Below are 25,962 nucleotides of genomic sequence, written 5' to 3' on the forward strand. Positions count from 1 at the left end.
TGTATAATGGAATGCGGTCATATCGCCTTTTGGAAGGATGCAAGCATCCGCGGCAACGTTCTGACATTCTAACAATCTGTTCAGACCCGCATGCGTTCAGCATATATTTCAGTCTATTGTCTTGTTCTCAAGGTCAGCTCATGCTGACTAGAACTCTATCATACCAAAAACTACCCCCATTTGTGAAAATGGAAGATTTTATAATCGAAAGGGGTTTCAGGATCATGGACCCAAATCCTGCTTTTTACCCCCGACCTATCGGGGTTCCTTATTCAACGTCGAGCCCGCAGGCCCGCCGTGCTTCTATGGATACCAGCACAACACTGGTATCTGACAGTGACCGCGACTCGGCTTATTTTCGCGCTTTGGAGAACGCGGGCATTCACTTGAACCGCCCGCAAATTCAGGCGGTCCGCCATGGTAAAGGCCCCCTACTGACACTAGCCGGGGCAGGCTGCGGCAAAACCACAGTACTGGCCGCCCGTGCAGGCTACCTGATGGCGCTGCGGGATGTTCCTGCATCGTCCATCCTGCTGGTCACCTTCACCAGCAAGGCGGCTGCCGAAATGAAGCTGCGCATCGCAGGATTGCCCGGTGTGCGCCCGGCTGCCGCACGTGCCGTCCAAGCACGTACCTTCCACTCGTTCGCTTTGGCGATGCTGCGGCATCGCGGTGTGCAGGATGAAGTATTCGGCGAAACGCAGGCCCAGCACACCGTTATGAAAATGATGCTGCGCCAGCTCGGGCTTAGCGAGGCGTTCCAGCCTGAAAGCCTGCTGTCCGCCCTCTCCGCCTGGAAGGCGGAAGGCCGCAGCGCGGACGAGCTGCCGGAAACCGTACGCGAGGAATCGGATGCCAAACGTGCCATGCTCGCTTATGAAGCGTGGAAACAGGAGCGCAATAAAATGGATTTTGACGATATTCTGCTGCGTGCCTCCGTTCTGCTGCGTGACCCGGACGTGCTTCAGCCGCTTCAGCGGCGTTTTTCCCACATCATGGTCGATGAGTTTCAGGATACGAATGCCCTGCAATATGAAATGGTGCAGCGATTGGCTGCCCGTCACCGCAATCTGATGGTCGTCGGTGATGATGACCAGACGATCTACACCTTTAACGGGGCGCGTCAGGAATCCATTCTGGAGTTTGACAAGGTTTATAAGGATGCAAAGGTCATTACCCTTGATATTAATTACCGCAGCGATGCGCGGATATTGGGGTTGGGCTCCAACATTGTCGCCAAAAACGTCCACCGACGCTCCAAGCGCCTTTCGGCTGCCGGACGTGAGGGCCTGGCCCCACAGTTTGCTACGCCATCCGGGCCGGAGGAAGAAGCGGCGCATATTGTTACACATCTGCTCGGACAGGTAGAGGAAGGTCAGCTTCGCTACCGGGATATCGCTATTTTGCACCGGACAGCCAGCGGAAGCCGTTCTATTTTGAGCAATTAATCATGCGGGATGTACCGTTTATTCAGTATGGAGCCGGGGCGGTATTTTATGACCAATCCCTGATTCGCCCCTTGATGGATCACCTGCGTCTGTCGCTGAACCCCCGGCGGATGGAATCCATTCCGAGTACCCTTGGGCCGCTGTATGTCTCCCGTGAAGCGGGGATGGAATGGATTATGCGCGAGGAAAAGCAGCAGGCTAAAAAATATCCGTTAATCCATCTCAGTCGCTGGGATCGGCTGCGCGACTTTCAGCGTGAACAGGTGAAGGAGCGTATTCGGCTGATTCGCAGCCTCACCACGATGAAGCCGACCTATGCCATTCAGGAAATGCGGCGCGTCTTCTATGATAAGTATTTGGAAAGCGGCGATACGGGCGCGTGGACTCATTATAAGGAAACGATGCAGGAAAGTCTGGAGGAGCTGGAAACGGCGGCGAAGCGTTTTGACACGGTGGAGGCGTTCGTCAGCTTTGCGGACGAGCTTTCCGAGCGCCACCGTCAGATGGAATCGCTGCGCAGAGAGGAAGACAGCGATGCTGTCCGCCTGATGACGATCCACCGGGCCAAGGGACTGGAGTTCCCTTGCGTCTACTGGATCGGCGCAAGCGAAGGCATCCTGCCGCACAGCTCCGCGTTGCACAGCGAGCTGCCAGAGGATCGGCGGGCAGGCGCAGCCCCCGCAGCAGCCGTAGATAACGACGCGGCGCTGGAGGAAGAGCGCCGCCTCGCCTACGTGGCCGTCACCCGGGCGAAGGAGCTGCTGTACATCACCTCCCCTGCCTCCAACCATGGCAAGCCTGCCGCCGTGTCGCGGTTTCTGCTGGAAGCCTACGGGGTCACACCCCCTGAGGCTTCCAAGCCGGAAACGCGGCGCACCAGCTTCGGCCAGCCGAAGGGTGCGCCCGGGCACGGTAGCCGCCCCAGCAGCGGAACGAACGCGTCCGGCACGGCTACCCGCGTGAGCAGCAGGCCCGGACCAGGCAGCGGGCCAGCGCGGACGGCCTCGTCGGTGGCAAGTACACGGGAGGAGCCACGCATCAGCGTGCCCGTGTGGAAATGCACCGACGACGCCTGCAAGGCGTGGATGCGGCGTGATACGACAGGCGCCCGCCGAACGGCTTCGGCTGGAGCAGGCACGCCGCCGGTGTGCCCCTCTGCTCATCCCCGATGACTGAGGGGACACGCAGCATCCCGGCTAGATAGGCATAAACTAAATCATTCTTCCCCTGAAAAAGTATAAAAGCACCATCAAAACCACTAGCTACATGGATTTGACGGTGCTTATTGTTCATTATATATCTGTCATTTTCTATTTATACCATTTCCAAAGCCATCAATATATTAGGTGTTACAGCGAACCTTCATGTTTTAATCTTCTACAAAACGGATATATGGACGTTGGAAATATCTTTGGTCAGACACGAAGTAATATTCTTTCCCCACAACAAGAGGAGGGATAACGGACTTTGAAGAGATATATAATTTTTTAATCTCGCCTCCGTTAGAGGCATCGCTTTGGATGACTAAGTAATCATCTTTAACTTCGACTAATTTAGCGGTTTCACTTGGATGAGATCCTGAATAATAATAAATCAAACCAATGATTAGTGAAATAAATACAATTTTTAGAATAAATGATGAAATTTTATTTTTTGTTACTGACATTAGAATGCACCTCCAATAATTGATCATTATACTATATCTATGTATTATTGGAAATAGAATTACAATATTATTCCACTTTGGAGGTAAAAGATGAAAAAGAAGACAGGGTTACTCTCGCTTGTGGTAGTTGGACTCCTTGCATTATCTCAAGGCTCAGTTAGCGTGGCTAGTGCGGCAGAAATGGAGGTAATGGACTATACTCCACTGAAAATTGACAACAATCTAACGGTTAAAAAATTTTCTGATGGCCGTATTGAGCCGATTGAGAATGCAAAATCTTTGACGGAGAAACAACAAGACGAGATCTTAAGCGAAATGGGTTATACCGAAAAAGAAAGTGAAGAACTCTCTGAGGCAGAGAAAGTTTATCTCATTACTGAGGGTGGAGTGAAAGTTAAAGTAACCCAAAGTGAAATGGTTCACAAATATTTTGATCTTAGTGGTAAGGAACATATAATTACACCAGAAAATGAAGCTGAAATCAACAAAATCAGAGAAGCTGATTTGAAAAAAATAAAAGGTGATAAGTTCAGCACATCTGCGATGGGATCTGTTAACGACGGTACTTTTTCAGGCACTTCTTCAATTCATTATATGGGGAAAACAGCAAATGGTAGAGAGTTCAAGTATTCATACGGAACACATTTTAGCTGGAGCAACATCCCTTGGTTTACCTTAACAGATAAGGTTGCGCATGCTTTCCAATCCCATACTACTGCCATTGGGTCAAAAGCCGAATTCTTTAATCGACAGCAAATGGAAACTGGCATGATGGTGAATTTAGTAATATTGACCAGTCACAAACTTTGGGAACTATTGGGTCAGTCCGCTTAATACCCATCAAAGAGCAATACGGAACTTTATATACCGAAGTAAGAATACCAGTAGCGCATGATGGTAGTACAGGTAGCTTTGCCAATAGTTATGCTCATGCATATAGTGAAGTACCATTCGCTATATCTTTAGGTTCAGTGAGTATTACTGGGACTGGATTAGGCGATTTTTGGAGTTGGAGAAGCAATTTCACAATTGGTCAATGGGACTAGTAATATTTTTGACTGGAAAATGACCGCTTTATGGCCCGCCACTGGACTTTTGCTGTGGTAAATTTGTATCATGGAAAATCGAATAAGGAACACGTCGCTGCTTTCGAGCCTCGGTGAATCAGGTCGGCCAATGTGCCGACCTTTTTTATATAATCCTTGCAGAATCTTTGGAACTCTTGCAGTTCTTGCTCCATATGAAAAAAAAGTAGAAGGATATAAATTTCACTTTGTAGAAGGATGCTGTTATGGGGAGGCGTTGTTTCATTGGGTTTCTGGCAATTAATAATCGCGTGGATGTGCACCGTTTGTTTGGTAATCATTTCTAAAGATAGGGTTAGCAAGTGGCTGCTCTATCCTTTGTCGCTTATTTGCATATTGGGTACATTGTGTTTTTGGGTTTATGATCAATAAATTGGGCAAATAGAGGAAATCCGTTATTCCTCTACCGCTCAACTATGATTTTAACGACAACTACTTCCGAGTATCACTTACCTTCCAAATAAGTTACAGGCTCTTTAACCTCTACCTTGGTGCCGCCAAATTCATCTTTAATGTATTTTTGAGTATCCTCGTTATGATACAGATCTGCCAACTTTTGAAGTCCTTTGTCATTCTCCTTATCGGATGAGGTAACCAGGACATTGATATTATTTTTAGTCGCCTGACTAATCTCTTCGTGGAACAAGGAATCCTTCAGCACATTCAGTCCACCCTCTAGAGCAATCGTATTCCCGATCAATACCAAGCCCACATCTTGAATGACACGCGGTCCTGTTTTATCGTCGATCAGCTCGAATTTCAGGTTTTTAGGGTTGCTGGTGATATCTTTGACCGTGCCTAAAGCATCATCAAAATCTGCTTTCAGCTTAATTAAGCCGGAAGCCTCCAACAGCTTCAAGCCTCTTGCCGTATTGGCCGGATTATCTGCCAAAGCCACCAAAGCTCCGTCCGTCACTTCATCAATGCTTTTAAATTTTTGTGAGTAGATGCCCATCGGCTCCAGATAGGTTGTGGCAATAGCCTTCAAATCCGCCTTACTTTCCTTGTTGTAGGTAACGAGATACGCCCACGACTGGAATGCATTCACATCTACTTCGCCTTCCTTGGTGGCATTGTTCGTTTCGATCCCGCCGTTAATTTCCTTCACTTGAATATCCAGCTTGGCATCCTTAGCTGCTTGAGATTGGGCAATATGCTTCCAGATCTGTGCGTCCGAGCCCATGGAACCGATGACTATTTTCTGTGTTTCCGAACCGGAAGTGGAGCTGGCACCACTACTGTCAGAGCTTTTATTGCCACATCCTGCAGCTACTAATAATAAACTGATTCCTAATAGTAAAACGAATGATTTCTTCATCTCTACTTCCCCCCAGATCTTGCTAGTGCATCGTCATTCCGCCTGTAACATTAATCGCTTGTCCTGTCATATATGCGGAGAGCGGACTTGCCAAAAACAGCACCACATTGGCGACATCCTCCACCTCAGCCGTTCTTCCCAGAGGTACCTGAGAACAATCTTCCTCATATATTTCTTGAGCGGTCATTCCACGAATGACGCCCCCCTCAATCCGTTCCCGATGCTTCATCGGCGTTTCTACAATGCCGGGACACACCGCATTAACCAAAATATTTTGGGGCGCAAGCTCAATCGCCATGACCTTGGTTAATCCGAGAACCGCGTGCTTGGAGGCGCAATAGCCTCCCATCGCCCGATATCCATTTTTTCCAGCCTGCGAAGCGATTTGAATAATTCGTCCTGGCTTATGAGCGTTCACCATTTCTTTGGCAAACCGTTTGGACGTCACATATAATCCGGTTGAATTAATAGAAAATACCTTCTCCCAGTCTGCTAGCTCGCTATCAATAACATAGTCCATCGTGGAAGTGCCCGCACAGTTTACCAATATGTCAGGGACTCCCGTTTCACTGAACAGTACATTACACCATCTCTCAATATCGTCCGGCTTGGAAATGTCCAAATGAGTTTCAACCAACTGCGGATTGACCACTCGATACGGCTCTTCATAAGAAATATCAGCAGAAATCACTTTGGCCCCGCTTTGGATGAACAGTTCCACAATTCCCTTGCCTATACCTGACTTGCCGCCTGTCACTACCGCTGTCTGATGAGATAAGTCGATCGAAATCATAAATTTTAAAAAACTCTTTCGAAAGGATCTCGGCTAATGCCAGCTTCCAATACAATTTTCACATATTCCTGCGCCGAGAAAAGAGAGTGGTCCTTGTAGTTCCCGCATTCCAAAGGCGTCACAGCCGGGACCTCCGTCGTTTCCAGAATTCTTTTCAAGGTTTTTTCCAAAGCGACTGCAATTTCCTCGGGCTCATGTTCATTCCAAAGAATCAAATAGAACCCGGTTCTGCATCCCATCGGAGAAATATCGATAATTCCTTTAATTTCATCTCTCAAATACGTCGCCAACAAGTGCTCCAGCGTATGTACAGCGGCTGTTGGAATTGCATCCTCATTTGGCTGTAAAAATCTCAAGTCATACTTTTGAACTGTGCTTCCTTTTTCGTCATGCTCTACTCCGGCTGCTCTTACATAAGGGGCTTTTACAATCGTGTGATCTAATTGAAAACTTTCTACTTTTGCCATTTCACTCAACCTCATTTTCTGTAATTTATATTTTTAATCTAATGACGGATACTCTACATTCGTGCTATTTTTTTAAAATTAAATGCTCCAAATCAGCATTTTTGTAATTATACATCGGATTACTCGGTTTTACCACAAAAATTCTTGTCCTATTTCTCCTTTCTTTGACCTTCTCTCCTTTGCCTCTAGGTTTTGACATAGTGTACAATATATACGGGAATGCATATTTACGAAATAGATCGAGGACATCGTAAGCCTCATTTAGGAGAATGCCCTGTGAATGAACCGGATTGGAAGCACTTGAATGCTGTCCCTTTGCCCTTACAGGAATTTCAGCTACAGCTGGAGCAGAACGGAGTTAACGCCAAGCAACTGGAGGAATGGAGAAAAATCCCTGTCCTTTATCAGCTGGCTCTGGAGGAATTAAAGAACAAAATTAAGCTGATTCAGACGGAATGGAAGCTGTTGGACGGCTTTAGCCCGATTGAGCATATCAAGACCCGAATCAAAGAGCCTCACAGCATTGTGGAAAAGGTTCGACGCAAAGGGTATGAGGTCACCCTGGACAATATATTGCGTGAAATTCATGATATCGCGGGAATGCGGGTCGTGTGTGCTTTTGTTAAAGATATTTACCGCCTGATGGATCATCTGCGTACACGGGAAGACATCCGTATTCTGGAGGTCAAGGACTATATTGCCCAACCCAAACCCAACGGCTATCAGAGCCTTCATGTCATTGTAGAAGTTCCGCTAATTCTGTTTGAAGGTACGCGCTGGATCAAGGTTGAAATTCAGCTCCGCACACTGGCTATGGATTTCTGGGCCAGCATGGAGCATATTTTGTACTATAAGTTCGATAAGAAAGTGCCTGAGCATGTCGTCAATGGGCTGTCCGAGGCTGCGCGTGCAACCTATGAGCTGGATCAGAAAATGCTAAAGCTGCGCGGCGAAATCTTGTCGCTCAGCGAGGATCAGGAAGAATCGTCTGCGCAACCGCCTGCGGCTTCAGCTCCGAGGAAGCACGCTCTGCCTACAGATCACGCCGTATCCCGGCCGCAGACCTGCTAGAGCTTCACTACTTATCTGATAACCTGAGCAATTCGTCGGTCAGGGGGACAACCGCCTTGGCTCAGCTTCGCTAAAACCTATGTATTCTGTAATGTACAAAAAAAGAGCCATCAAAACCACGTTCATCATGGTTTTGATGGCTCTTTTGCTCATTTTTCAATCAAATATTACTGCTTCTCACGGATCTCTGTGCTGATTTTCTCAACGATGTCCGCAATGCTGAGTGATCCCAGATCGCCTTCGCCCCGTTTACGAACCGCTACAGTACCGGATGTTTTTTCATTTTCCCCGATAACGAACATATATGGAACCTTCTCCAATTGTGCCTCGCGGATTTTATAACCAAGCTTCTCATTACGAGTATCCACTTCGACGCGCAGACCTGCTTTCAGCAACGCATCCCGTATCTCATTGGCAGTCTCGATATAGTTCTCGGATACCGGCAGCAGCTTCGCATGTACAGGGGCCAGCCACATTGGGAATGCACCTGTAAAATGCTCAGTCAGGATGCCCATGAAGCGGTCAATCGAACCGTAGATGGCACGGTGAATAACGACTGGACGGTGCTTCTGGTTGTCCTCGCCCACATAAGTGAGTTCGAATTTCTCAGGCATTTGGAAGTCCAATTGGATCGTTCCGCACTGCCAGCTGCGTTTGAGCGCATCGAGAATGTGAAAGTCAATTTTCGGACCGTAAAACGCTCCATCTCCCGCATTGATACGATAGCTGATACCCAGGTGATCCAGCACGTTTTGCAGAGCTTGTTCCGCTTGATCCCACAGTGCTGGCTCGCCCATAAAGTCATCTGGACGTGTGGACAGCTCCACTGTAAAATCAAAGCCAAACACACTATACATTTCGTTAATCAGCTTGATTACATCTGTAATCTCTTGCTCAATCTGACCCGGAGTAACAAAAATATGCGCATCATCCTGACAGAATGTACGAACACGCATCATACCGTTCAACGCACCGGACAGCTCATGGCGATGCACTTGTCCAAATTCGGAAATCCGAATCGGCAGATCGCGGTAAGAATGAAGCTCATTTTTAAACACAAGCATATGCCCCGGGCAGTTCATCGGTTTCAGAGCAAATGTAGTTTCATCCACTTCGGAGAAGTACATGTTTTCCTTGTAATGCTCATAGTGTCCTGATTGTTCCCACAGACGATTGTTCATCATCAGCGGTGTGCGTACTTCCTCATAGCCATGCAGACGTTGTGTTTCACGGGAGTAATCTTCCAGTGCAGTACGGACAACCATACCTTTCGGCAGGTAGAACGGCATACCTGGTGCTTCTTCGGAGAACATGAACAGCTCCAGCTCTTTACCCAGCTTGCGATGGTCGCGTTTTTTCGCTTCCTCCAGTAAGTGCAGATGCTCGTCTAGCTGTGCTTTTTTCGGGAATGCAGTTCCGTAGATACGTTGAAGCATCTTGTTGTTGGAATCGCCTCTCCAGTATGCGCCTGCTACACTCAGCAGTTTAAAAGCTTTAATGCGGCCTGTAGATGGCAAATGCGGCCCGCGACACAGGTCAAAAAATTCGCCCTGATCGTAGATCGTGATTTCCGCATCCTCTGGCAAATCGCGAATCAGTTCCAGCTTCAACGGATCTTCCAGCTCTCCGAAAATACGAGTTGCTTCCTCACGGCTAACGACACGACGTGTAATCGGCAGATTTTCCTGTGCAATCTTCGCCATTTCCTTCTCGATCTTTGCCAGATCGTCAACGGACAACGGGTTTTCAATATCAATGTCATAGTAGAAGCCGCTGTCAATGACCGGACCAATACCCAGCTTCACGTTTTTCTCGCCATAAATGCGTTTGAGGGCTTGTGCCAGCAAATGCGCTGTGCTGTGACGATAAATTTCCAGACCGTCCGCACTGTCCAACGTAATAATTTCAAGGTCGCTGTCCTGATCCAAAACGGTGTTCAGATCCACAGCCTTCCCATTCACTTTACCTGCGACTGCGTTCTTTTTCAGCCCGGAGCTGATCGAACCCGCCACGTCGGCGATCGTTACGCCCTGCTCGTACTCGCGTACGGCTCCATCCGGTAATTTCACTTGAATACTCACGATTAAAGCCTCCATTCAAATTGTAGGTTGCATGCTATATATCAAAATTGAACGCAAAAAAACGCCTCTCTCCCTCAAGGGACGAGTGCGTTCAGCTCGTGGTTCCACCCTAGTTCGGCCCGCTCCTGTGTGTACATTCATGTTCATTAAAACATGCTCATGCACGACATGCGTGACCCTCCATTGGTATCCGTTAACGGGGATAAATCGGTAGGCGCTTACTGATGTCACTGTCACATTGCACAGCTACATGTTCAACGTTACGGCTACAAAGGGGTAACTTCACATGCGGTTGCCGGAAAAGCTCTCAGCCTCGTCTTTTCTCTCTGAACGGCCCTTCAAGGAAATCATGTCTTTGGTCAATGCCTTGAATATCACTATATGCTACAGCATTATAGATCAAATCCGCCGGTATTTCAAGTGGGAGTTTATGTATCAATGGATTCAGAAAGGAATCGAACAGTTTGAACAGGGCGGCATTGAGCAGCTCGTTATTGAAAAAATGGCCATTTCCTTAGGATGCAGCAAAAGCAGTTTTTATTGGTATTTTAGCAATCGCAGCAGCTATATTAGACAGATTGTTGAGACGTGGAAGGAACAGACAACACAACCGGTTATTGCATCGTCCATTGTCCATGCTACCGCAGACGAACGAATCAGAGACGTGCTGACTCGGATGTTCAGGACGACGAAACGAGGAGATTTCTTGTTTTATCTACGAAAACTATCATTGAAGGATGATACGTATCACTCCATTCTGGATGAAGTGGAACAGATGAGAATTGAGTTTATGCAGCAGTTATTTATCCAAAAAGGGATGCAGCCAGAGAAATCCTTTCGGACATCATGGATGTTGTACCATTATTACTTAGGGTGGTATGAACGCCACAAACAAGAGACGTTCAATGACGAAACGGTTCAGCAACATGTTCACATGATTTGGACGGAGTGGATTTCAATTTAAGGAGGATGTCATATGTTGGAGTTTCTCACATGGGCAGTTGGCGGAGTTCTTTTTATATTGAGTGGCATGCATGTATATTGGGCAGTTGGCGGGAAAAGAGGATCTAAGGCAGCGATCCCGAGCACAGGAACGGCTTTGCTCTTTGAGCCCTCTAAAACAGGTACAGCGATTGTAGCCATTTTATTAGCTGTAGCAGCCTGGTTCGTCTTTGAACTGGGGGGAGTTAGGCGATTATTGTTTTTCGATTCCTTCTATTCCTACGGAGCAGGCTTGTTGTCGTGTTTGTTTATTTTACGTTCTATCGGAGATTTCAGATGGGTAGGTTTTTTCAAGAGAAAGAAGGGAACAGCCATTTTAATGATTATGTTCTTGCGTGTTGACATCCAGTAATGCTACTCCACCAGCTTTTCAGACTTTAACACCATGTCTCGTAAAACCTGAGCGACTCGGCTTTTTCGGCCCTCTGCATTCTTTTTTATCCATCGTAATGATTTTTTATACGCATGGGTATGGTTTGGTTGAACGAACTGCTTGGCTGCCATTCGCAATGTTCTCCTCAATAACAGTGCTGACGAACGTGTTTGCTTGGATCGGCTTCCCCTGCGCAGTACCCGCAGCGTATTTTTGTAAGCCTCCAAATCCTGGGATGGAGGTACAAGGGCGAATAAATTTAGCGAGGAGTCATTGAATCCATAGGTTTCAAACATGATTTTCAGATTTTCCGTATTTAAAATGTTTCCTCTGAGGTGGGTTGGATGCTCCTGGTGATATCCGACTACCTCTTTGATGCAATAAAAAGGGATTTTCAATCGATGCAGTCTGTAGCCAAGGTCCCAGTCTTCGAGTCCATAAAGTACAAACCGTTCATTGAAACCTCCAATACGAGTCAAATGGCTGCGTCTGATGGATACACAACGAGTAACTAGTAACATCCAGGGAGCTACATCCGTTTTGGCAAATTGCTTTTTGACATTGGTGGGAACTCTTGAGGGGATAATAACTTTTGACAATGCATCCGTTTGATGAAGGATATCTTCTGGCGTTATTAACGGAATAATTTCATTCGCTGCTTCAAAGTCCGGACTCCATAAGTTGGATTGTGTAAGTGCATTACGACATTGTTCTTTTTCCTCTGGGGAAAAGTCAGGGTAATAATGGGTATAAGCATCATCCCACGAGTGAGGGAAGCCTGAAAGCACGGCTTGGGGATATTTGCGGTGATAACGGCTCACAACTCTAATGAATTCAGGTAACAACAAAAAATCAGCATCGCAGAAGATGATATATAGCCCTTTCGCATGGCGCAGCCCCAAATTTCTAATGGCAGATCGACCGCGTTGTTCCTGATGGAATACATATTGAAGTGCATAGGATGCCTGGAAGCCCTCGACCATTTCCTTTGTCCCGTCCGTAGAACCGTCATCAGCTACAATCACTTCGAATAAATGCTTCGGATATGTTTGTGTTTCAAATGAAGCGAGCGTGAGTAACAACTGCTGGGCTCGATTATAGGTTGGAATGATGATACTGTAGCGGATAGTCAATGTAATCCCCCCGACCATTTTTTAAAAAACCCTTAAATAACATGAATGATAACAATATATTCAATGGCTTTAGCGTGGTCAGGTCAAACACCCTCTAAGGTTCGAAACAGGCTTGATCTTATTGGAGATGTATTTTTAAGCCGTACGGGGGGAACGGCCCATGATCTCACTGTATACCTTTATTCGCCCGAGTCTATACTAATCTTTTGCAGTAGGGTGATAAGAAGGTCTTCTTCCTCATCAGATAAATTATGGACGAGATCAGCATTGAACTCATCCATAATTCCTTGCAAAACAGGAGAAAATTCTAATGCCTTGACCGTTGGGGACAAAAGATAGGAACGGCGGTCATTCGGGTCCGGTTTCCGCTCAATGTAACCCGATTCCTCCAACTGTTTTACAGAGCGCGCAGTGGTTGCTTTGTCAAATTTGAGTTCATTCGTCAACTGTTCCTGTGTAATGCCCGGACGCTGCAAAATGAGCTTTAAAAAGCTGTGCTGGCCGCCACTGCCGATCCCATAAGGAGACAGTTTCTTGGACAGTATTTTTTGATTTCGACGATACAGGTGGGAAATCAGCTTTCCAATCGGTTTTTTTCTCATTAATTACACCCCAGTAGCTTAAAATGGCAAATCCGCAGGTAGAACCCAAGCAAATTCTACAACAATATGGTTGCGTGCGCAACTAATTTACTATACACTAGAACTATTCATTTAGTTGCGCGTGCAACCAAACAGTCATCGTCAACGATAAAGAGGTGCTTATCATGAGTTCAACTGCTACAACCACTGCAACGTATCAGGAAAATAGCGAAATCCAGAAGAAACGTTGGATGATTTTGATTGTATTGAATCTGTTTACGTTTATGTCCACGCTGGATGGAAGCATCGTCAATATTGCTCTACCCGTGTTGTCCCGCACGCTAAATTTACCCGTAGCACAGATTGAATGGGTCACAACAGCCTATTTGATGGCTATATGTACAGCCATTTTATTTTTTGGCAAGCTTGGGGATATTGTCGGCAAAATTAAAATATTCAAGTTCGGCACGATCGTGTTCATCCTTGGCTCACTGCTGTGCGGTCTCAGCCATTCATTGCCCATGCTGCTGATCTCCCGAATCATTCAGGCGCTTGGAGCATCCATGACCATGGCCAACAGCCAGGGAATCGTCACGGATATCTTCCCTTCCACTGAACGAGGCAAGGCACTCGGCCTAATCGGAACCTTCGTTTCCCTCGGCAGTATCGCGGGACCCAGCTTGGGTGGTATTATCGTCTCTTCGCTAGGCTGGCAATATATTTTCTGGGTCAATGTACCGATTGGTCTGGTGGCCGTTTTTCTCGGCTGGAAGCTGCTCCCAAAGGATCTGATCAAGGTGAAAGACAAGATCGACGTTCCCGGCAGTCTGGTGTTTGCTGTTTTTATCCTCACTTTGTTCGCCGGATTACTACTGGGACAACAGGTCGGATATGGAGACAGCCGCATCATTGCTCTGCTGGTGATTGCTGTGATTGCTTTTGCGGTATTCCTTCGGGTGGAAATTCGCCGTCCACAGCCATTGTTGCAGCTCACTTTATTCAAGAATCCGTTGTTCTCGCTCAGTATTCTGTGCGCTTTTCTCGTATTCGCCGCTAACTTCTGCTTTAATATCATTTCGCCTTTCTATACGCAGAATATGCTGAACTTGTCGCCTTTTTATGCAGGGTTCCTGCTGATGCTGTTTCCAATCTCCATGGTTATCGTTGCCCCTCTCAGCGGTGCGCTTTCAGATAAAATCGGGTCTGAACTGCTCACCTTTGCCGGACTGGTAGTCATGGTAGTCGCCCAGATTGGCTTGGCTCGTCTCCATGCAGGCAGTCCCGTTCCGTTCGTGGGTCTTTGGATCGCTATGCTGGGTATCGGCAGTGGTTTATTCCAATCGCCGAACAATTCGCTAATCATGTCCAAGGTGCCCCGCACGCAGCTCGGCTCAGCCGGGAGTGTCAATTCACTGGTCCGCAACGTCGGCATGGTGGTGGGGATTACCTTGGCCACGTCGATCCTGTTTTATATCATGAGTAAAGAGGCTGGTTATCGGGTCACCGGATTGGTTCCGGGTCACCCGGAAATTTTTCTATCAGGAATGCATGTGGTCTTTATGACTTCCGCGTCCATTTGTCTGGTGGCGGCACTGCTGACAGGCTGGCGGCTGATCGGGTCCAGACGGGCAAAGGTACAGGAGGAAAAGCAATAAAGGAGTCGAGAGGAACGAAAACGCGCATAGACAGAATAGTTATTGTGGAATTAAGATGATGAGTATTCCGTACGAAGTACGAACATGGAATAACAAGCAACATTTACAATTTGAAAATGTGATATAAGGTGGCGCTTAGATGAAGTATTGCTATGAATGTGGAACAAAACTAATGGTGAAGGAGTGTGAAGGAGAAGGCCCTATTCCCTATTGCAATACATGTCAGGTCTTTCGGTTCCCGATATTCAGCACTGCAATTAGCACCGCTGTAATCAATCGGCAGAGAGATAAAGTGTTGCTCATACAGCAGTACAATATCAAGGATTTTATTTTGCTGGCTGGTTATGTGAACAAGGGCGAATCCGCCGAGCAGACATTGGTGCGCGAGGTAATGGAAGAAGTAGGATTGCAAGTGGATGAGTATAAATATATGCGCAGCGAGTATTTTGAACGAACCCATACACTGATGCTGAATTTTGTATCCATTGTAAACGATGACAAGCTGGATGTTCTCAGCGCAGAGGTGGATCAAGCACGTTGGTTTACGCTGGATGAAGCCAAGCAGGTTATTTTGAAAAACAGCTTGGCTGAAACCTTCCTGCTGAACATTATTCAAAAGATTGAGGCCGGATTCATTTGAAGTGATTACAAGCGGCGGTACCAACGTCGGCACAGGTTACCGCTGCCGTGGGATCGTCTCTTTTTTTGCTACAGATGAGATCTATATTAGGGTTATTCGTATTGCCTTATACTTCTACAAGACGTCCGTTTTCTTTCCACGATTGCAGTATTTTCTCAAGCACCCACTGGTTTTTGTAGCCATCCTTGAATACCGGGGCACGATCCACGGATTTTCCCCTTGCCAGTTCAACAAAATCTCCATAGGCCGTATGATCATAGATTGCAGGGACAGCCCAAGTCTCGTATTCGGCATCCGGATGTTCCGGGTCACGCAGCACGATGCGTATATTTTCCGGGTTGTTAAGGCTGGCATGCAGCGTACCGAGTTCGCCATAGATATCGACTTCGATATCGTGGCGTTTGCCGATGGCATTTTTGTGGGTGATGAACGTGCCAACGGTATTATCGCCTACGATTCCATGGAAAGCAGCGAAGTCTTCCACATCCACTTTTACAGGCAGACCTGTGACCGGATCAGGCCGCTCGGGTGTAATCGTATGTAGCAGCGCCGCGACGCTTTTAAATTCACCCACCAGAAAACGGGCCAGGTCAATAATATGCGAGGCTGTATCGCCCACGACTCCAGAGCCTGCCTTGGCTAAATTATGGCGCCATGTATACGGATGTTGACGATATGGTGAGAATGCATCCATCAGATAACGGAATTGAATGTTGTAGATTTTGCCCAGCTTTTGTTCATCCAGCAGTTGCTTGGTATATTGGAAGGCCGCGCCGTAGCGATGCTTGTAGTGAACCAGAAAAGGCACCGGATTTGCTGTATACAGCTTGTTCAACTGATCCGCTTCCTCCCAATTGAGGGTCAACGGTTTTTCTGCCAATACAGCTTTGTGCTCTTCGAGCGCAATACGAATAATGTCAAAATGCACATCATTGGGTGTCAGTGACAGAATCGCATCTACTTCAGGGTCTCGGATTAGCGCTTCATAATGGGGGTAATGCTTGGAAGCAGGTAGCTCCAATTGCTCACCGATCAGGTGAAGACGATTTTCATCCACATCACTAACGGCGACAATGGAAACCCCCGAGATGGTTTGTAGTGATCTAACGTGATATTCAGCGATACGACCAAGACCGATGACACCCATACGAATGGGTTTGGTTGGGGAGATGGAGGTATTCATGTGTTCAGGCTTCCCTTCTCTTCAAATTGTTTAATATCTGCAGCAAATTCCTTTTTGCTATGCAGTATCACCCGTAGCTTTGTAGAATAGTCTCCACAAAAGCGATAGTCGTAATCTTCAATTCAACAGACCGATGGCGGACAGTGAATTGTGTTTTCCCATACAAAAAAGGATCTGCATCTCCGTTGTCCGGTTTTGCAGATCCTTTGTATACCTTTTCTATATCGAGCTACATTAAAAATGTACCTACGACAAAAGCCACCCCGACGATGATCGAGCGCAGCAGTTGCGCCAGAGTCACATTGCCGCGCACAATTTCTTATTATCGTTATAACGTATCAGCAAGCTGAACACAAAATATCCTACGATTTATGGCAAACAGGATAAGCAGGCCGATGCCTACATTACCCAATGCGTTGCCTAAGCTGATATGTGAGTCCAATCTTCTTCCTCCTTATGGATACTTATCAAAGTAATTAATTTGAGGGTTAATATGGAAATAAATAATATATTTAATACTATATTACTATTTTTTTGTCGAAACACTACAATACGTGGAATCTTTTGGTATGATGAGATGGTAGTTTTATACAAATATAAGGAGGAATAATCAATGAAGAAAAAACATTTAATTGCGTCAGCCTTATCTTTAGGTTTGTTAGGAGGAGCTATTGCCGTTCCCAGTGCGATTTTTGCAGATTCAGGTGTAACTAATTCTGCAAATACATCGACTTACGCGACCCAAGATGAGGTGAAAACACCTGGTAATCATGACGTGGGTCTTTTTAGGACAAAAGATCTTTTTAATGTGAACCTTGACGGCAAGTCGCCATTAACAGAGTTCTCCATATCTCCTGGATATGGTCATGTTAAGCTACGTGTAAAAAACAACACCAATGCGACGCTTACTTTTACCTTAAAGCATGTCGACAGTGGGAAAGATTATTTTACCAAGTATGTGGGTGCAGGTGATACATTTAATTGGTATAGCACGGATGGGTTTTCAAGCGGATTGCGCTCAGGAAACTATGAAATACAGTGGCGTGCTGGCGGAGCTTATGTAGACGCCTCAGCATGGGCTATATCAGCCACTAACCCAGATGAACTTTAATTAAACCAAGCCATAAAGTTTTGTATAAGAAAAGCGACCTGGTAGCTCGCTTGATTGGAGAAGTTATAATAAATGGTTTCAAGAGCGATTTGCGTTCGGGAAGCTACACCCTTCAATGGCGTGGTGGCAATTATTAGGAATCAATTTTAAGAGATAAGGATACTGTAAGAAGCAAAGAAAGCTCCAACCTTCATCCGGTCTGGAGCTTCTTTATTATATTTCTCAAGGTCACGTCGTAGTTTGAATGAATCTTTTATCATATCAAATGATACAATAAATTAGCATTTATGTAAGAAACAATTGACCATTGGATAGAAAATGGCTATATTTGTATTAGATTGGTATAATTTCTGGAACTTGCATCTTGGCGTACATACTCCATATCACGAATAAAACTATGGGAGGAAGTTGGATGGAAGAAGTTTTGGAAGGGAAAGATGCTACTTATTTATTGACGGATCACCACAGGTTAGATAAGTGTATTGAATTGCTTCATTTGCAGTTCTCTCAACATGCCTGGGAAGATATATTGGCTATAGCCGACCATTTGCACAGCCTTGCTGAAAAAATGTATAACGAAGCGCAAGAAGCAAGCTTGCAAAAAATACCTTATCTCTTTAAGGCAGAACGGCCTTTAGTATTCTATTACGGGTTCAGCTATTTGGCCAAGGGAACGGCTCTTCAAAAACTCGGTTTGTACGATCAGGCCAAAGTATACATTTTGAAGTATTCGGAATTGGGCTGGTTTTCGGGGTTGGACAAAATCGGCTGGGAAGAAGTCGAGCGATTCAAATTTTTTGCTAAAGCAAATCTGTATACCAATGATTTGCTGTCTGGAGAATTGAGTGTGCTGCCTGAGTATGTTCAATTTTTAGAAGATAATCCGGAAGAGTTATTACCCGGACTCGTCACGATCATGGAGACAGCTTCGCTTCATTCGGTTAATGTAGATGATCTACTTGAAAGATTCTCAGAAAAAATTGAGGATTTTGGAAATCTCGAAGACGCTACAAATAGAACTCACTATTTTAGATTGTTATATCATCGGGCTATTTACTATGCTAAACATCAAAGGTATCAAGATTCTGTAGAGCTTATTTTACTGTTTTTAACATCATATAATATGATTAATGATGCGGACTTCAAAAAGTTTGTTGTACTATTTGAAGTTTATCGGCAGTATGCTTCAAATGAGCAAATAGAGCAGTATCAAAACCTTTTTAAGGAGCTGTTGAAGCATGAAGAAGGCATTAGTATCTGTGATGGTGATATTCGCTCTTGTTAGTATTGTACCCCTAAGTGGTTTTACCAGCGGATCAATCACAACTTTTTCACCTTCTAATCACGGTTGGAATTAATATGTGATAGCGGTAAATAAGAACCATCGGTGTGGAGTGAACACCGATGGTTCTTTTATTTTGACGCTTGTCCGAAACAATTCTCGTGCGAATTTTTAAAGTCTCTCGGTTCTTATTCTGCTCTACGATTCTAATGGTCCCCATATTCATCCTAGCCCCCGGAATGAGATCGGCTACGCGAGCCGCCATAGGAATAGCCGCTGCTGCCGCAATCCCCAGGATTACGGCTTTGTTCTCAGCTACTACAGCTTGATATTCTTCTCGTCAAAATATTCCTCCAGCGTCATCCCCTGCTTGGCTACATCCTCCGCAATGTCTACTCCCACATAACGGATATGCCAAGGCTCGTATACATAGCCGGTCGTATCTTCCTTGCCCTTCATATAACGAATAATAAATCCGTATTCCGGCGCATGCTTCTCCAGCCACTCGCCTTCCTTGGAAGCTCCGAAGGATTGCTCGAGCACATTGCCTACGCTTGGACTGGACACATCAATCGCCAATCCTGTCTGGTGCTCGCTTGTACCCGGTACAGCACTGACTTTCGAGGCGTATTCCTGCCCCTTTGTCTTCACATTGTTGTTAAAAATGGAAACCTGACGCTTATAGGAACGGTATCCCGATACAGCTCGCAGCTCAACGCCGTCCTTCTTCGCACCGTCAAACAACTTCTCCAGCGCTTCTGCTGCTTCCTTACGCATTTGCCGCTTCTCATGTGGACCTTCGAAGGAAAAAGGCACCTTCGGCTCCACCAGATCATCCGGGGCATAGCCTACAGGCAAGCTGCGCTTTTTGTTCACCACGACCGTATCAGACGTCGCGTTAGTGACGATCGCCGTACCACCATCTTCCTCCACCGTGGCTTGCAGCGCACTCTCGCTTCGCAGCGTCATCACGGGATCTGCCTGTTCGCTTCCTGTACCCGCCGGGGCTTGTCCAGTACCCGATTCAGTGCTACTATTGCTCGCATTCGACTGGGTAGCAGGCTGCACGCTCTCCTGCGTCGTCGGGGATGCTTTCAGCGGCTGGCTTTCCTGTCCGCCCGAACCTCCCTGTTGGCACGCTGCCAACAACAGCCCCGGCAAAATCAGTCCCGGGATAAGCGCCTTGGTCCAGCGCTGAGGGGTTCGTTTCTGTTGCATATGTTGTTTCATGCGGGTATCTCCTCCAATATTACATTTGATGCATGGCTTGCTATAGTTTTCGTTTTCCTATTGTAACTGAACTTTCGACACTCTTCGAAGCTGTTATCCGGTTCGATAAAGCTGAATAGGCGCGAAAAAGAAAGGATAGCCCCTAATTATTGCGGAGTATGACGTTTTTTTGAAATTGTGACCCGGGCGCGCTCGGCTACACGCTCACGTATGAGCTTCAGCGCCTCTTCCACACGGGGCAGTCCCGGCAGTAATGCCGTAATATCCGCTTCATTCACTGGAACAAGCTTCTGCGGCAGGCGAATCTCAATGGCATGAAAGCCCGCGCCTGGGCGGTGCAATGCTCCTTCGGCGGCAGATTCAGCAATCCATTCGCTGATCGCCACCGATCCGCTACGTGCGCCCTCTGACCGCGAGGTCGGCTCAAGCGCGGGAGATGCCCCCTGCACATGGGACAGTTCACCTGCCCAAGCGCTGAATACGAATTCCAGCAGCGCTTCGCGCGTCATGCCGATCAGCTCCAGACCGAGTAGCGGATCGCTTTCCAACCCGGCCTGGAGAGCCTTCCTGGCTTCTTTGGCGGCACCAACGCCGTCCTCCAGGCTGGATGTAGCCGTATCGGCTGCTGCCTGAACGACTTCATCCAGCGAGGGGCAGGCTTCCCCCTGCATAAAACGGTAAATGTCCCAAGGCTCCGCCTTTAGCTGCTCCAGCCACGCCGTTCGCTGTTCCGGGTTCAATACAGGCACGGAGCCAGTCCAGCGGACAGCCTGAGCAGTCGCCGAATCGTTTTCCGTTCCGTACCCCTCTACATCCGCCTCCCATTGACCGTCAGTTACCCGTAGCTTCACACTCGGCCTTGTCATCGTCTTCATCCTTTCTGTGTTTACTCAATCCATATATCATTTTGCAGCGCAATCAGACCGCGCAATTCATCGTCAGACATTTCCGTCAGCCAATGCTCACCAGAGCCGACAACCTGCTCGGAAAGCGCCTTTTTGCTCTCGATCAGCTCGTCAATCCGTTCCTCCAGCGTACCTTGGCAAATCAGTTTATGCACCTGCACGTTGCGGCTTTGACCAATGCGGAATACTCGGTCCGTCGCCTGATTTTCCACCGCAGGATTCCACCAGCGGTCATAGTGAATAACATGACTGGCACGCGTCAGATTCAAGCCGACGCCGCCTGCCCGCAAGGAAAGCACAAATATATTCGGCCCTTCCCCCTGCTGGAAATTGTGGACGATTTCGTCCCGTCTGGTTTTCGCCAGCCCCCCATGCAGGAAATACGGTTCTTCCCCGAAAATCCGGGCCAGCCGTGCTACCAGCAGCTCTCCCATAGACACATATTGGGTGAAAATCAGAGCGGATTCTCCATTCTCCCGAATAGTTTCCACCAGCTCCAGCAGCCGTTCCATTTTACCCGAATTTTCGGTTTTTCCTGTGTCAGCGCGGCCCGGAATGATCAGACCCGGATGGTCACAAATTTGCTTCAGCTTGGTCAACGAAGACAGGACAAGTCCCTTGCGGGCGATACCGATCTGCCCGTCCAGTGTCCCCATGAGTTGATCCACCACGCCGCGATACAATCCAGCCTGCTCCGGTGTCAGCACACAATACGATTTCAGTTCCAGCTTCTCCGGCAAATCCTTGCGTATATCCGGGTCGCTTTTGAGTCGACGCAGCATGAACGGCGAGACGAGACGATACAGCTCGCGCAGCGCGGCCCCTCTTTCCTCTCCCGCCATACTGTAGCGCTGACGGAACGAAGAAGAAGTGCCGAGGTAACCCGGATTCAAAAATTGAAAAATGGACCACAGCTCACTCAGCCGATTCTCCACCGGAGTGCCCGTCATGGCAATCCGATGCGGTGCCGACAGCTTCATCACACTCTGAGCCTGCTTTGTCCGTGCATTTTTAATATATTGCGCCTCATCCAGCACGATGGAGGACCAATAGACCGCAGATAAATCACTGCCGTCCCGGCCCGCCAAATGGTAGGTCGTGAGGACGATATCATATTCGCGGACGCTTTCTTGAAATACCTCCCCGTGAAGTCGCTGGTTGCCGTGATGAATATAAAGTGACAAGTCCGGCGAAAAACGCTTCAACTCCCGCTGCCAGTTACCAAGCAGCGAGGTCGGACAGACGATCAGCGCTGGACGCTGATCCGCGGCCCCGATGCCGCCATCGAGCAGGCAGGTAATCACCTGAATTGTTTTACCGAGCCCCATGTCGTCTGCAAGGCAGACGCCGAAGCCCAGCCCGCGCATGGCAGCCAGCCATTGGAAGCCGCGCTCCTGATAAGGACGTAATGCGCCATGCAGCGTCTTCGGTACAGGGCGTGGCTCCACAGAACGAAGCACGCCGCCCTCAACCAGAGAGGCCAGCAACCCGGCGGATTCCGCACCGAAGATGGACAGGCCCTTCCATGAGGCCTCGCCTGCACCTTCATTTTCCGCGGCCAGATGCATCCACTCGGACAAGGTCATTTCACCGTCTTCGCCGCGCTTGATAAAACGCAGCACCTGACGTATTTCCTTCGGATCGACCTCAATCCATTCGCCTCCCAAACGTACATACGGCAAATTGGCCGCGACGATGCTTTCCAATTCCTCCACCGTCAAGGTCGTATCGCCCAGCACAGCCTCGGCATCAAAGGAAATCATACGGTTAATGCCGACCGTCGATGTGTCGGCAATCACGCCTTCCGGCGGTGCGCCGCGCTCCGCCGAACGCATTTTGAGCCGCAGGCCTGCGCGGCGGCGGCCCTCCCGGCTCCAGCGTGAAGGCATTTGCACGGTGGTGCCGTTCTTTTGCAGAGCGGGCACGGCTTCCGTCAGGAAGCGAAAAAACAGCTCTGGCTCCAGCGTGAGGCCCTCGGGATAAGGGCGACTTAACGCTTCTTGCAGTATCGGCGCCGCTTCGGCCGCCTGTCCAAGCAGCAGCAGCAGCTGTGCCTGAACTTGGCGATACACGATGGTTCCACGCACCAGATCGCGCTCGGGATACGCCCACAGCGCCAAAGCAGGCAGTCGCAACCCCGGCTCGGCATCGCTTTCCGCCCAAAAGGTAATACGCCATTCCTTCACATTCTCTTCCAGTGAAGGCTCCAGACGAAGACATAGACGAACCTGCCCTTCGATCGGCTCCTGATCCTTCCGTTCCGTGACTGGCATTGCGCTTCCTTCAAGAGAGGCCGCCTGGAGGACCAGTTCCTCCATCTCGGCAGGCGTTCCCTGTATCGCAACCGGACGGGAACCTGTTAGCAGACTGTTCCACCACAGTTCTGCCAGCGGCGATCTCCCGCGCCGATACTCTGCGCGATATCTGCTCAGCTCACGGTCTGAGGCTGCCAGTACCGCAGTCGTTTCCGCATGGATGACCGCACACAGGAAGGAATAGAGCACGATCCCCGCTGCGTCCTCCCGTGTTTCCGGCTCCTTGCCCGCGAAGACGGCGGGAGCCGCCATGCAGACGGCAGGCATCGCCGAAGCCAGCTCATGAAAGCGGCGAACGTCCTCTTCCAGACGCAGCCGGGGAATCCACACCCCAACCGCCGCCTCCGGGCCACGACGGCGTGGTCCCGATGGACGCGCCTCTGTAAGCGATGGCGCAATTTCGCCTCGCTGCATCAGTTCCAGCGCAAAATGAGCGGCTTTTTGCCAATATTGCATTTCCTCTCCCAGCGTAATGCCCGACGCGACACAGCCCTTCTCGTCCATACGGGTCAGCAGGGCCAGCGTTTCGCGCGGTTCCAGCGCCAGGCCCTCCAGCGTGCGCCCCAGCATGGAGCGTCTTTTGCCTCCTCTGCCTGCGACTTCCACACGAGCGGTGTTCGGTATCCGCACCTCAGCAAGACGCAACGCAGCCTGCCGAAACGGCCGAAGGTCTCCCTTCAGCGTCAGCCTGCGGACCACACTGCTCCACACATCAATACGTGGTTCCGACGTCTCACCAGAAAAGCAAAAAAACACATCTCCGAGCCATATTCCATAAAGCGGTTGATTCATATCTGTCTCCCGTCCAGCCTTTTGAATTATTACTCTTCATCATATACGAAAACGGGCTCTTTTCAAAACTTTATCGCAAAAATAAATGGAAACTCATAAGTTAATAACCTTAAATATTCATGTGATTAACTATAAATATTCATGTGGTTAACTATAAATAAGAGACTCCATCTATTGGATCAATTCTCTTTTTCTTCATCATCCGCTTTATCATCTTTCAGATAAGGATTCAGGCTATCTTGAAGCAGTTGCTTGACTCGCATACGCAGCTCTTCCGGATATATGACCTCGGCCTCTGGCCCATACTTTAGCAGGAGTCTGGATACATATTTAAATTCTTCGAACGGAATATATCCCTGCCATTCCAGATGGGAGACATTCTGGAAGAGGGGATCTGATTCCGCCAGCCGGGCACCAAACGCGGTAAACTTTATTTTTGACGGAATTCCCGTACGAGAATCATCCGAAGCCATCCATTCCCGAAGTGTGGGAAGGCCGGGTAAGGTTTGTTCCAGCATGGTCATTGCGATTACCCGATCTGAACGGTACAGGATAATCCGGCCTTTGCTATGCGCTGGCATGTACCAATATCCATGATCAAAATATAGCCCAACCGGATATACTTCAGTCCACTTTTCCCCGGAAGCGGAGCGGTAATGCATCTTCACCTGGCGCTTATTCAACGCAGCCTCCAAAATGAGCGAGGTGTAGGGCGACTCTGCGTGAGTAGGCATCATGCGAAAAGAGATATAGTCCTTCAATTGATCAATGCTGTCCCGTACATCCTGTGGAAGCCCGGCATAATAATGCTCGGATACATGCCCACGAACCGATCCAAAAGGAATATCCGGAATGTCTTCCAGCAGTTGCAGCATGAGAAAAAGACCGAGGGCCTCGTCGCGGGCAAGATGAAGAGGCGGAAGAAGTCGATTGGGAAGCGCCCGGTACCCGCCATGAGGGCCAGTTTCGGTATAAAGGGGTAACCCGGTCTGTTGCAAATAGTCGAGATCTCTTTGTATCGTCCTGACGGAGACGTCAAAACGCTCGGCAAGCTCACGTGCCGTATATTTTTTTCGGGAATCCAGTATCCTCATAAGGGCAATTCTGCGTTCGTTCATAAGGGACTCCTTTTATTAAAAATTCAATCGGGTACGCAATTTAACTACGACATAATATGTCATAAATATATTGTAACATAGGAGATAGAAAGGAGTGATGAAGGATGAAGGATACAAAGCCTCGCAACAAAATCGTGCTGTATATTGCCATGAGTCTCGACGGGTATATAGCGCTGCCGGATGGCTCAGTGGACTGGCTGTATGATGTCAAAGGAGATGGCGGGGACAATGGATATGCCGACTTTTACGACACCGTAGGCACGGTGCTGATGGGCAGGTTAACGTATGAGGAGGTATTGAAGCTTTCAGATGATTTCCCTTATGCCGGCAAGCCGTGTTATGTACTCACCCGGTCATTAACGAAGCATCAGCAAGCACCGCATGTTACGTTTACAGACGAAGCTCTATCTGAGCTTGTTTCGCGTCTACAAGAACAATCGGAAGGTGCAGTATGGCTAGTGGGTGGAGGACAGTTAGTTCAGGACTTCATGCGAGAGGGACTGCTGGAGAAAGCTATCATTGCGATTATCCCCAAGGTACTCGGACGAGGAATACCGTTATTTCCGGAAGGAACACCGCCAAGTACGTTTGAACTCAAAGAAATAGAACGCCGCGGGGATATCGTTATGCTTCATTATCATATATAACTCTGTTTACAGAAAAGCCTTCGTATTTCAGGATCATGCAATCTCCCTGAAATACGAAGGCTGTAT

21 protein-coding genes and 1 pseudogene are annotated in these 25,962 nt (G+C 48.1%); 10 read left to right on the plus strand and 12 right to left on the minus strand.

Annotation, left to right across the window (positions count from 1 at the left end; all coding sequences use genetic code 11):
* Positions 1–224 precede the first annotated feature (224 nt).
* A pseudogene (locus ASL14_RS09290) lies at positions 225–2,652 on the plus strand (UvrD-helicase domain-containing protein).
* Between the two features lie 165 nt (positions 2,653–2,817).
* On the opposite strand, the gene ASL14_RS09295 reads toward ASL14_RS09290, so the two are convergent.
* Positions 2,818–3,114 carry a hypothetical protein gene (locus ASL14_RS09295; protein ID WP_134911359.1) on the minus strand — a complete coding sequence of 99 codons (297 nt, stop codon included), beginning with the start codon at positions 3,112–3,114 and terminating at the stop codon, positions 2,818–2,820.
* Between the two features lie 90 nt (positions 3,115–3,204).
* Here ASL14_RS09295 and ASL14_RS09300 point away from each other — a divergent pair, with 90 nt between their 5' ends.
* Positions 3,205–3,948 carry a hypothetical protein gene (locus ASL14_RS09300; RefSeq protein WP_134911360.1) on the plus strand — a complete coding sequence of 248 codons (744 nt, stop codon included), beginning with the start codon at positions 3,205–3,207 and terminating at the stop codon, positions 3,946–3,948.
* 696 nt (positions 3,949–4,644) lie between these two features.
* Here the strand turns inward: ASL14_RS09300 and ASL14_RS09305 are convergent.
* Genes ASL14_RS09305 through ASL14_RS09315 form a run of 3 tightly spaced genes read right to left on the minus strand, consistent with a single transcriptional unit; the run spans position 4,645 to position 6,777 of the window.
* Positions 4,645–5,517: a MetQ/NlpA family ABC transporter substrate-binding protein gene (locus tag ASL14_RS09305; protein ID WP_134911361.1), complete on the minus strand. Its 873-nt coding sequence runs from the start codon at positions 5,515–5,517 to the stop codon at positions 4,645–4,647.
* A 22-nt stretch (positions 5,518–5,539) separates the two neighbouring features.
* Positions 5,540–6,310, minus strand: a complete 771-nt coding sequence (locus ASL14_RS09310; protein ID WP_134911362.1) for an SDR family NAD(P)-dependent oxidoreductase — start codon at positions 6,308–6,310, stop codon at positions 5,540–5,542.
* A 5-nt stretch (positions 6,311–6,315) separates the two neighbouring features.
* On the minus strand, positions 6,316–6,777 hold the full coding sequence (locus tag ASL14_RS09315; protein WP_025685885.1) for an S-ribosylhomocysteine lyase: 462 nt from the start codon (positions 6,775–6,777) through the stop codon (positions 6,316–6,318).
* A gap of 276 nt (positions 6,778–7,053) precedes the next feature.
* On the opposite strand from ASL14_RS09315, the gene ASL14_RS09320 reads away from it, so the two are divergent.
* Positions 7,054–7,848, plus strand: coding sequence for a GTP pyrophosphokinase (locus ASL14_RS09320; RefSeq protein ID WP_134911363.1), 795 nt, complete (start codon positions 7,054–7,056; stop codon positions 7,846–7,848).
* 167 nt (positions 7,849–8,015) lie between these two features.
* Here the strand turns inward: ASL14_RS09320 and thrS are convergent, their stop codons facing one another.
* A complete protein-coding gene (gene thrS / locus ASL14_RS09325; RefSeq protein WP_134911364.1) occupies positions 8,016–9,929 on the minus strand; it encodes a threonine--tRNA ligase in 1,914 nt (637 codons plus the stop codon).
* Positions 9,930–10,215: 286 nt separating this feature from the next.
* On the opposite strand from thrS, the gene ASL14_RS09330 reads away from it, so the two are divergent.
* Positions 10,216–10,893: a TetR/AcrR family transcriptional regulator gene (locus ASL14_RS09330; RefSeq protein WP_223264268.1), complete on the plus strand. Its 678-nt coding sequence runs from the start codon at positions 10,216–10,218 to the stop codon at positions 10,891–10,893.
* 12 nt (positions 10,894–10,905) lie between these two features.
* A complete protein-coding gene (locus ASL14_RS09335; RefSeq protein WP_134911365.1) occupies positions 10,906–11,283 on the plus strand; it encodes a DUF3995 domain-containing protein in 378 nt (125 codons plus the stop codon).
* A 2-nt stretch (positions 11,284–11,285) separates the two neighbouring features.
* Here ASL14_RS09335 and ASL14_RS09340 read toward each other — a convergent pair whose 3' ends face one another.
* Entirely contained in the window at positions 11,286–12,437 is a 1,152-nt protein-coding gene (locus tag ASL14_RS09340) for a glycosyltransferase family 2 protein (protein WP_134911366.1), read from the minus strand.
* 179 nt (positions 12,438–12,616) lie between these two features.
* Positions 12,617–13,039 carry a MarR family winged helix-turn-helix transcriptional regulator gene (locus ASL14_RS09345; RefSeq protein ID WP_025685891.1) on the minus strand — a complete coding sequence of 141 codons (423 nt, stop codon included), beginning with the start codon at positions 13,037–13,039 and terminating at the stop codon, positions 12,617–12,619.
* Between the two features lie 164 nt (positions 13,040–13,203).
* Between ASL14_RS09345 and ASL14_RS09350 the strand changes: the two genes are divergently transcribed.
* Together ASL14_RS09350 and ASL14_RS09355 are read left to right on the plus strand one after the other, a co-directional pair.
* Positions 13,204–14,673, plus strand: a complete 1,470-nt coding sequence (locus ASL14_RS09350; protein ID WP_134911367.1) for an MFS transporter — start codon at positions 13,204–13,206, stop codon at positions 14,671–14,673.
* Between the two features lie 139 nt (positions 14,674–14,812).
* Positions 14,813–15,313: an NAD(+) diphosphatase gene (locus ASL14_RS09355; RefSeq protein ID WP_134911368.1), complete on the plus strand. Its 501-nt coding sequence runs from the start codon at positions 14,813–14,815 to the stop codon at positions 15,311–15,313.
* Positions 15,314–15,419: 106 nt separating this feature from the next.
* Here the strand turns inward: ASL14_RS09355 and ASL14_RS09360 are convergent, their stop codons facing one another.
* Positions 15,420–16,496 (minus strand): Gfo/Idh/MocA family protein, encoded by a 1,077-nt coding sequence (locus ASL14_RS09360; RefSeq protein ID WP_134911369.1) that lies wholly within the window; start codon positions 16,494–16,496, stop codon positions 15,420–15,422.
* A gap of 613 nt (positions 16,497–17,109) precedes the next feature.
* Between ASL14_RS09360 and ASL14_RS09370 the strand changes: the two genes are divergently transcribed.
* Both ASL14_RS09370 and ASL14_RS09375 read left to right on the plus strand, forming a co-directional pair.
* Positions 17,110–17,607 (plus strand): hypothetical protein, encoded by a 498-nt coding sequence (locus ASL14_RS09370; protein WP_134911370.1) that lies wholly within the window; start codon positions 17,110–17,112, stop codon positions 17,605–17,607.
* Positions 17,608–18,019: 412 nt separating this feature from the next.
* The gene (locus ASL14_RS09375; protein WP_134911371.1) at positions 18,020–18,892 is read left to right on the plus strand and encodes a DNA-binding protein; all 873 of its coding nucleotides are present in this window, start codon (positions 18,020–18,022) and stop codon (positions 18,890–18,892) included.
* A gap of 315 nt (positions 18,893–19,207) precedes the next feature.
* Here the strand turns inward: ASL14_RS09375 and ASL14_RS09380 are convergent, their stop codons facing one another.
* The 4 genes from ASL14_RS09380 to ASL14_RS09395 all read right to left on the minus strand — a co-directional run bounded on the left by ASL14_RS09380 (position 19,208) and on the right by ASL14_RS09395 (position 25,249).
* Positions 19,208–20,119 carry a M15 family metallopeptidase gene (locus tag ASL14_RS09380; RefSeq protein ID WP_134911372.1) on the minus strand — a complete coding sequence of 304 codons (912 nt, stop codon included), beginning with the start codon at positions 20,117–20,119 and terminating at the stop codon, positions 19,208–19,210.
* 146 nt (positions 20,120–20,265) lie between these two features.
* Positions 20,266–20,985 carry a phosphoribosylglycinamide synthetase gene (locus tag ASL14_RS09385; protein WP_134911373.1) on the minus strand — a complete coding sequence of 240 codons (720 nt, stop codon included), beginning with the start codon at positions 20,983–20,985 and terminating at the stop codon, positions 20,266–20,268.
* 20 nt (positions 20,986–21,005) lie between these two features.
* Positions 21,006–24,131, minus strand: a complete 3,126-nt coding sequence (locus tag ASL14_RS09390; protein ID WP_134911374.1) for a DEAD/DEAH box helicase — start codon at positions 24,129–24,131, stop codon at positions 21,006–21,008.
* A 179-nt stretch (positions 24,132–24,310) separates the two neighbouring features.
* A complete protein-coding gene (locus ASL14_RS09395) occupies positions 24,311–25,249 on the minus strand; it encodes a helix-turn-helix transcriptional regulator (RefSeq protein ID WP_134911375.1) in 939 nt (312 codons plus the stop codon).
* 104 nt (positions 25,250–25,353) lie between these two features.
* On the opposite strand from ASL14_RS09395, the gene ASL14_RS09400 reads away from it, so the two are divergent.
* Positions 25,354–25,896 (plus strand): dihydrofolate reductase family protein, encoded by a 543-nt coding sequence (locus tag ASL14_RS09400; RefSeq protein ID WP_134911376.1) that lies wholly within the window; start codon positions 25,354–25,356, stop codon positions 25,894–25,896.
* Positions 25,897–25,962 lie beyond the last annotated feature (66 nt).

Origin of the sequence: Paenibacillus sp. IHB B 3084 (assembly GCF_001447315.1) — a bacterium.
Classification (GTDB): domain Bacteria; phylum Bacillota; class Bacilli; order Paenibacillales; family Paenibacillaceae; genus Paenibacillus.

What these genes read in the sequence shown, in the direction of transcription:
- ASL14_RS09300 (WP_134911360.1), top strand. Translation starts at nt 3,205, where the DNA reads ATGAAAAAGAAGACAGGGTTACTCTCGCTTGTGGTAGTTGGACTCCTT.
- ASL14_RS09305 (WP_134911361.1), bottom strand. Translation starts at nt 5,517, where the DNA reads ATGAAGAAATCATTCGTTTTACTATTAGGAATCAGTTTATTATTAGTA.
- ASL14_RS09400 (WP_134911376.1), top strand. Translation starts at nt 25,354, where the DNA reads ATGAAGGATACAAAGCCTCGCAACAAAATCGTGCTGTATATTGCCATG.
- ASL14_RS09355 (WP_134911368.1), top strand. Translation starts at nt 14,813, where the DNA reads ATGAAGTATTGCTATGAATGTGGAACAAAACTAATGGTGAAGGAGTGT.
- ASL14_RS09375 (WP_134911371.1), top strand. Translation starts at nt 18,020, where the DNA reads ATGGAAGAAGTTTTGGAAGGGAAAGATGCTACTTATTTATTGACGGAT.
- ASL14_RS09390 (WP_134911374.1), bottom strand. Translation starts at nt 24,131, where the DNA reads ATGAATCAACCGCTTTATGGAATATGGCTCGGAGATGTGTTTTTTTGC.
- ASL14_RS09350 (WP_134911367.1), top strand. Translation starts at nt 13,204, where the DNA reads ATGAGTTCAACTGCTACAACCACTGCAACGTATCAGGAAAATAGCGAA.
- ASL14_RS09380 (WP_134911372.1), bottom strand. Translation starts at nt 20,119, where the DNA reads ATGAAACAACATATGCAACAGAAACGAACCCCTCAGCGCTGGACCAAG.
- ASL14_RS09370 (WP_134911370.1), top strand. Translation starts at nt 17,110, where the DNA reads ATGAAGAAAAAACATTTAATTGCGTCAGCCTTATCTTTAGGTTTGTTA.
- ASL14_RS09330 (WP_223264268.1), top strand. Translation starts at nt 10,216, where the DNA reads ATGCGGTTGCCGGAAAAGCTCTCAGCCTCGTCTTTTCTCTCTGAACGG.
- ASL14_RS09385 (WP_134911373.1), bottom strand. Translation starts at nt 20,985, where the DNA reads ATGACAAGGCCGAGTGTGAAGCTACGGGTAACTGACGGTCAATGGGAG.
- ASL14_RS09345 (WP_025685891.1), bottom strand. Translation starts at nt 13,039, where the DNA reads ATGAGAAAAAAACCGATTGGAAAGCTGATTTCCCACCTGTATCGTCGA.
- ASL14_RS09310 (WP_134911362.1), bottom strand. Translation starts at nt 6,310, where the DNA reads ATGATTTCGATCGACTTATCTCATCAGACAGCGGTAGTGACAGGCGGC.
- ASL14_RS09295 (WP_134911359.1), bottom strand. Translation starts at nt 3,114, where the DNA reads ATGTCAGTAACAAAAAATAAAATTTCATCATTTATTCTAAAAATTGTA.
- ASL14_RS09315 (WP_025685885.1), bottom strand. Translation starts at nt 6,777, where the DNA reads ATGGCAAAAGTAGAAAGTTTTCAATTAGATCACACGATTGTAAAAGCC.
- ASL14_RS09360 (WP_134911369.1), bottom strand. Translation starts at nt 16,496, where the DNA reads ATGAATACCTCCATCTCCCCAACCAAACCCATTCGTATGGGTGTCATC.
- ASL14_RS09335 (WP_134911365.1), top strand. Translation starts at nt 10,906, where the DNA reads ATGTTGGAGTTTCTCACATGGGCAGTTGGCGGAGTTCTTTTTATATTG.
- ASL14_RS09395 (WP_134911375.1), bottom strand. Translation starts at nt 25,249, where the DNA reads ATGAACGAACGCAGAATTGCCCTTATGAGGATACTGGATTCCCGAAAA.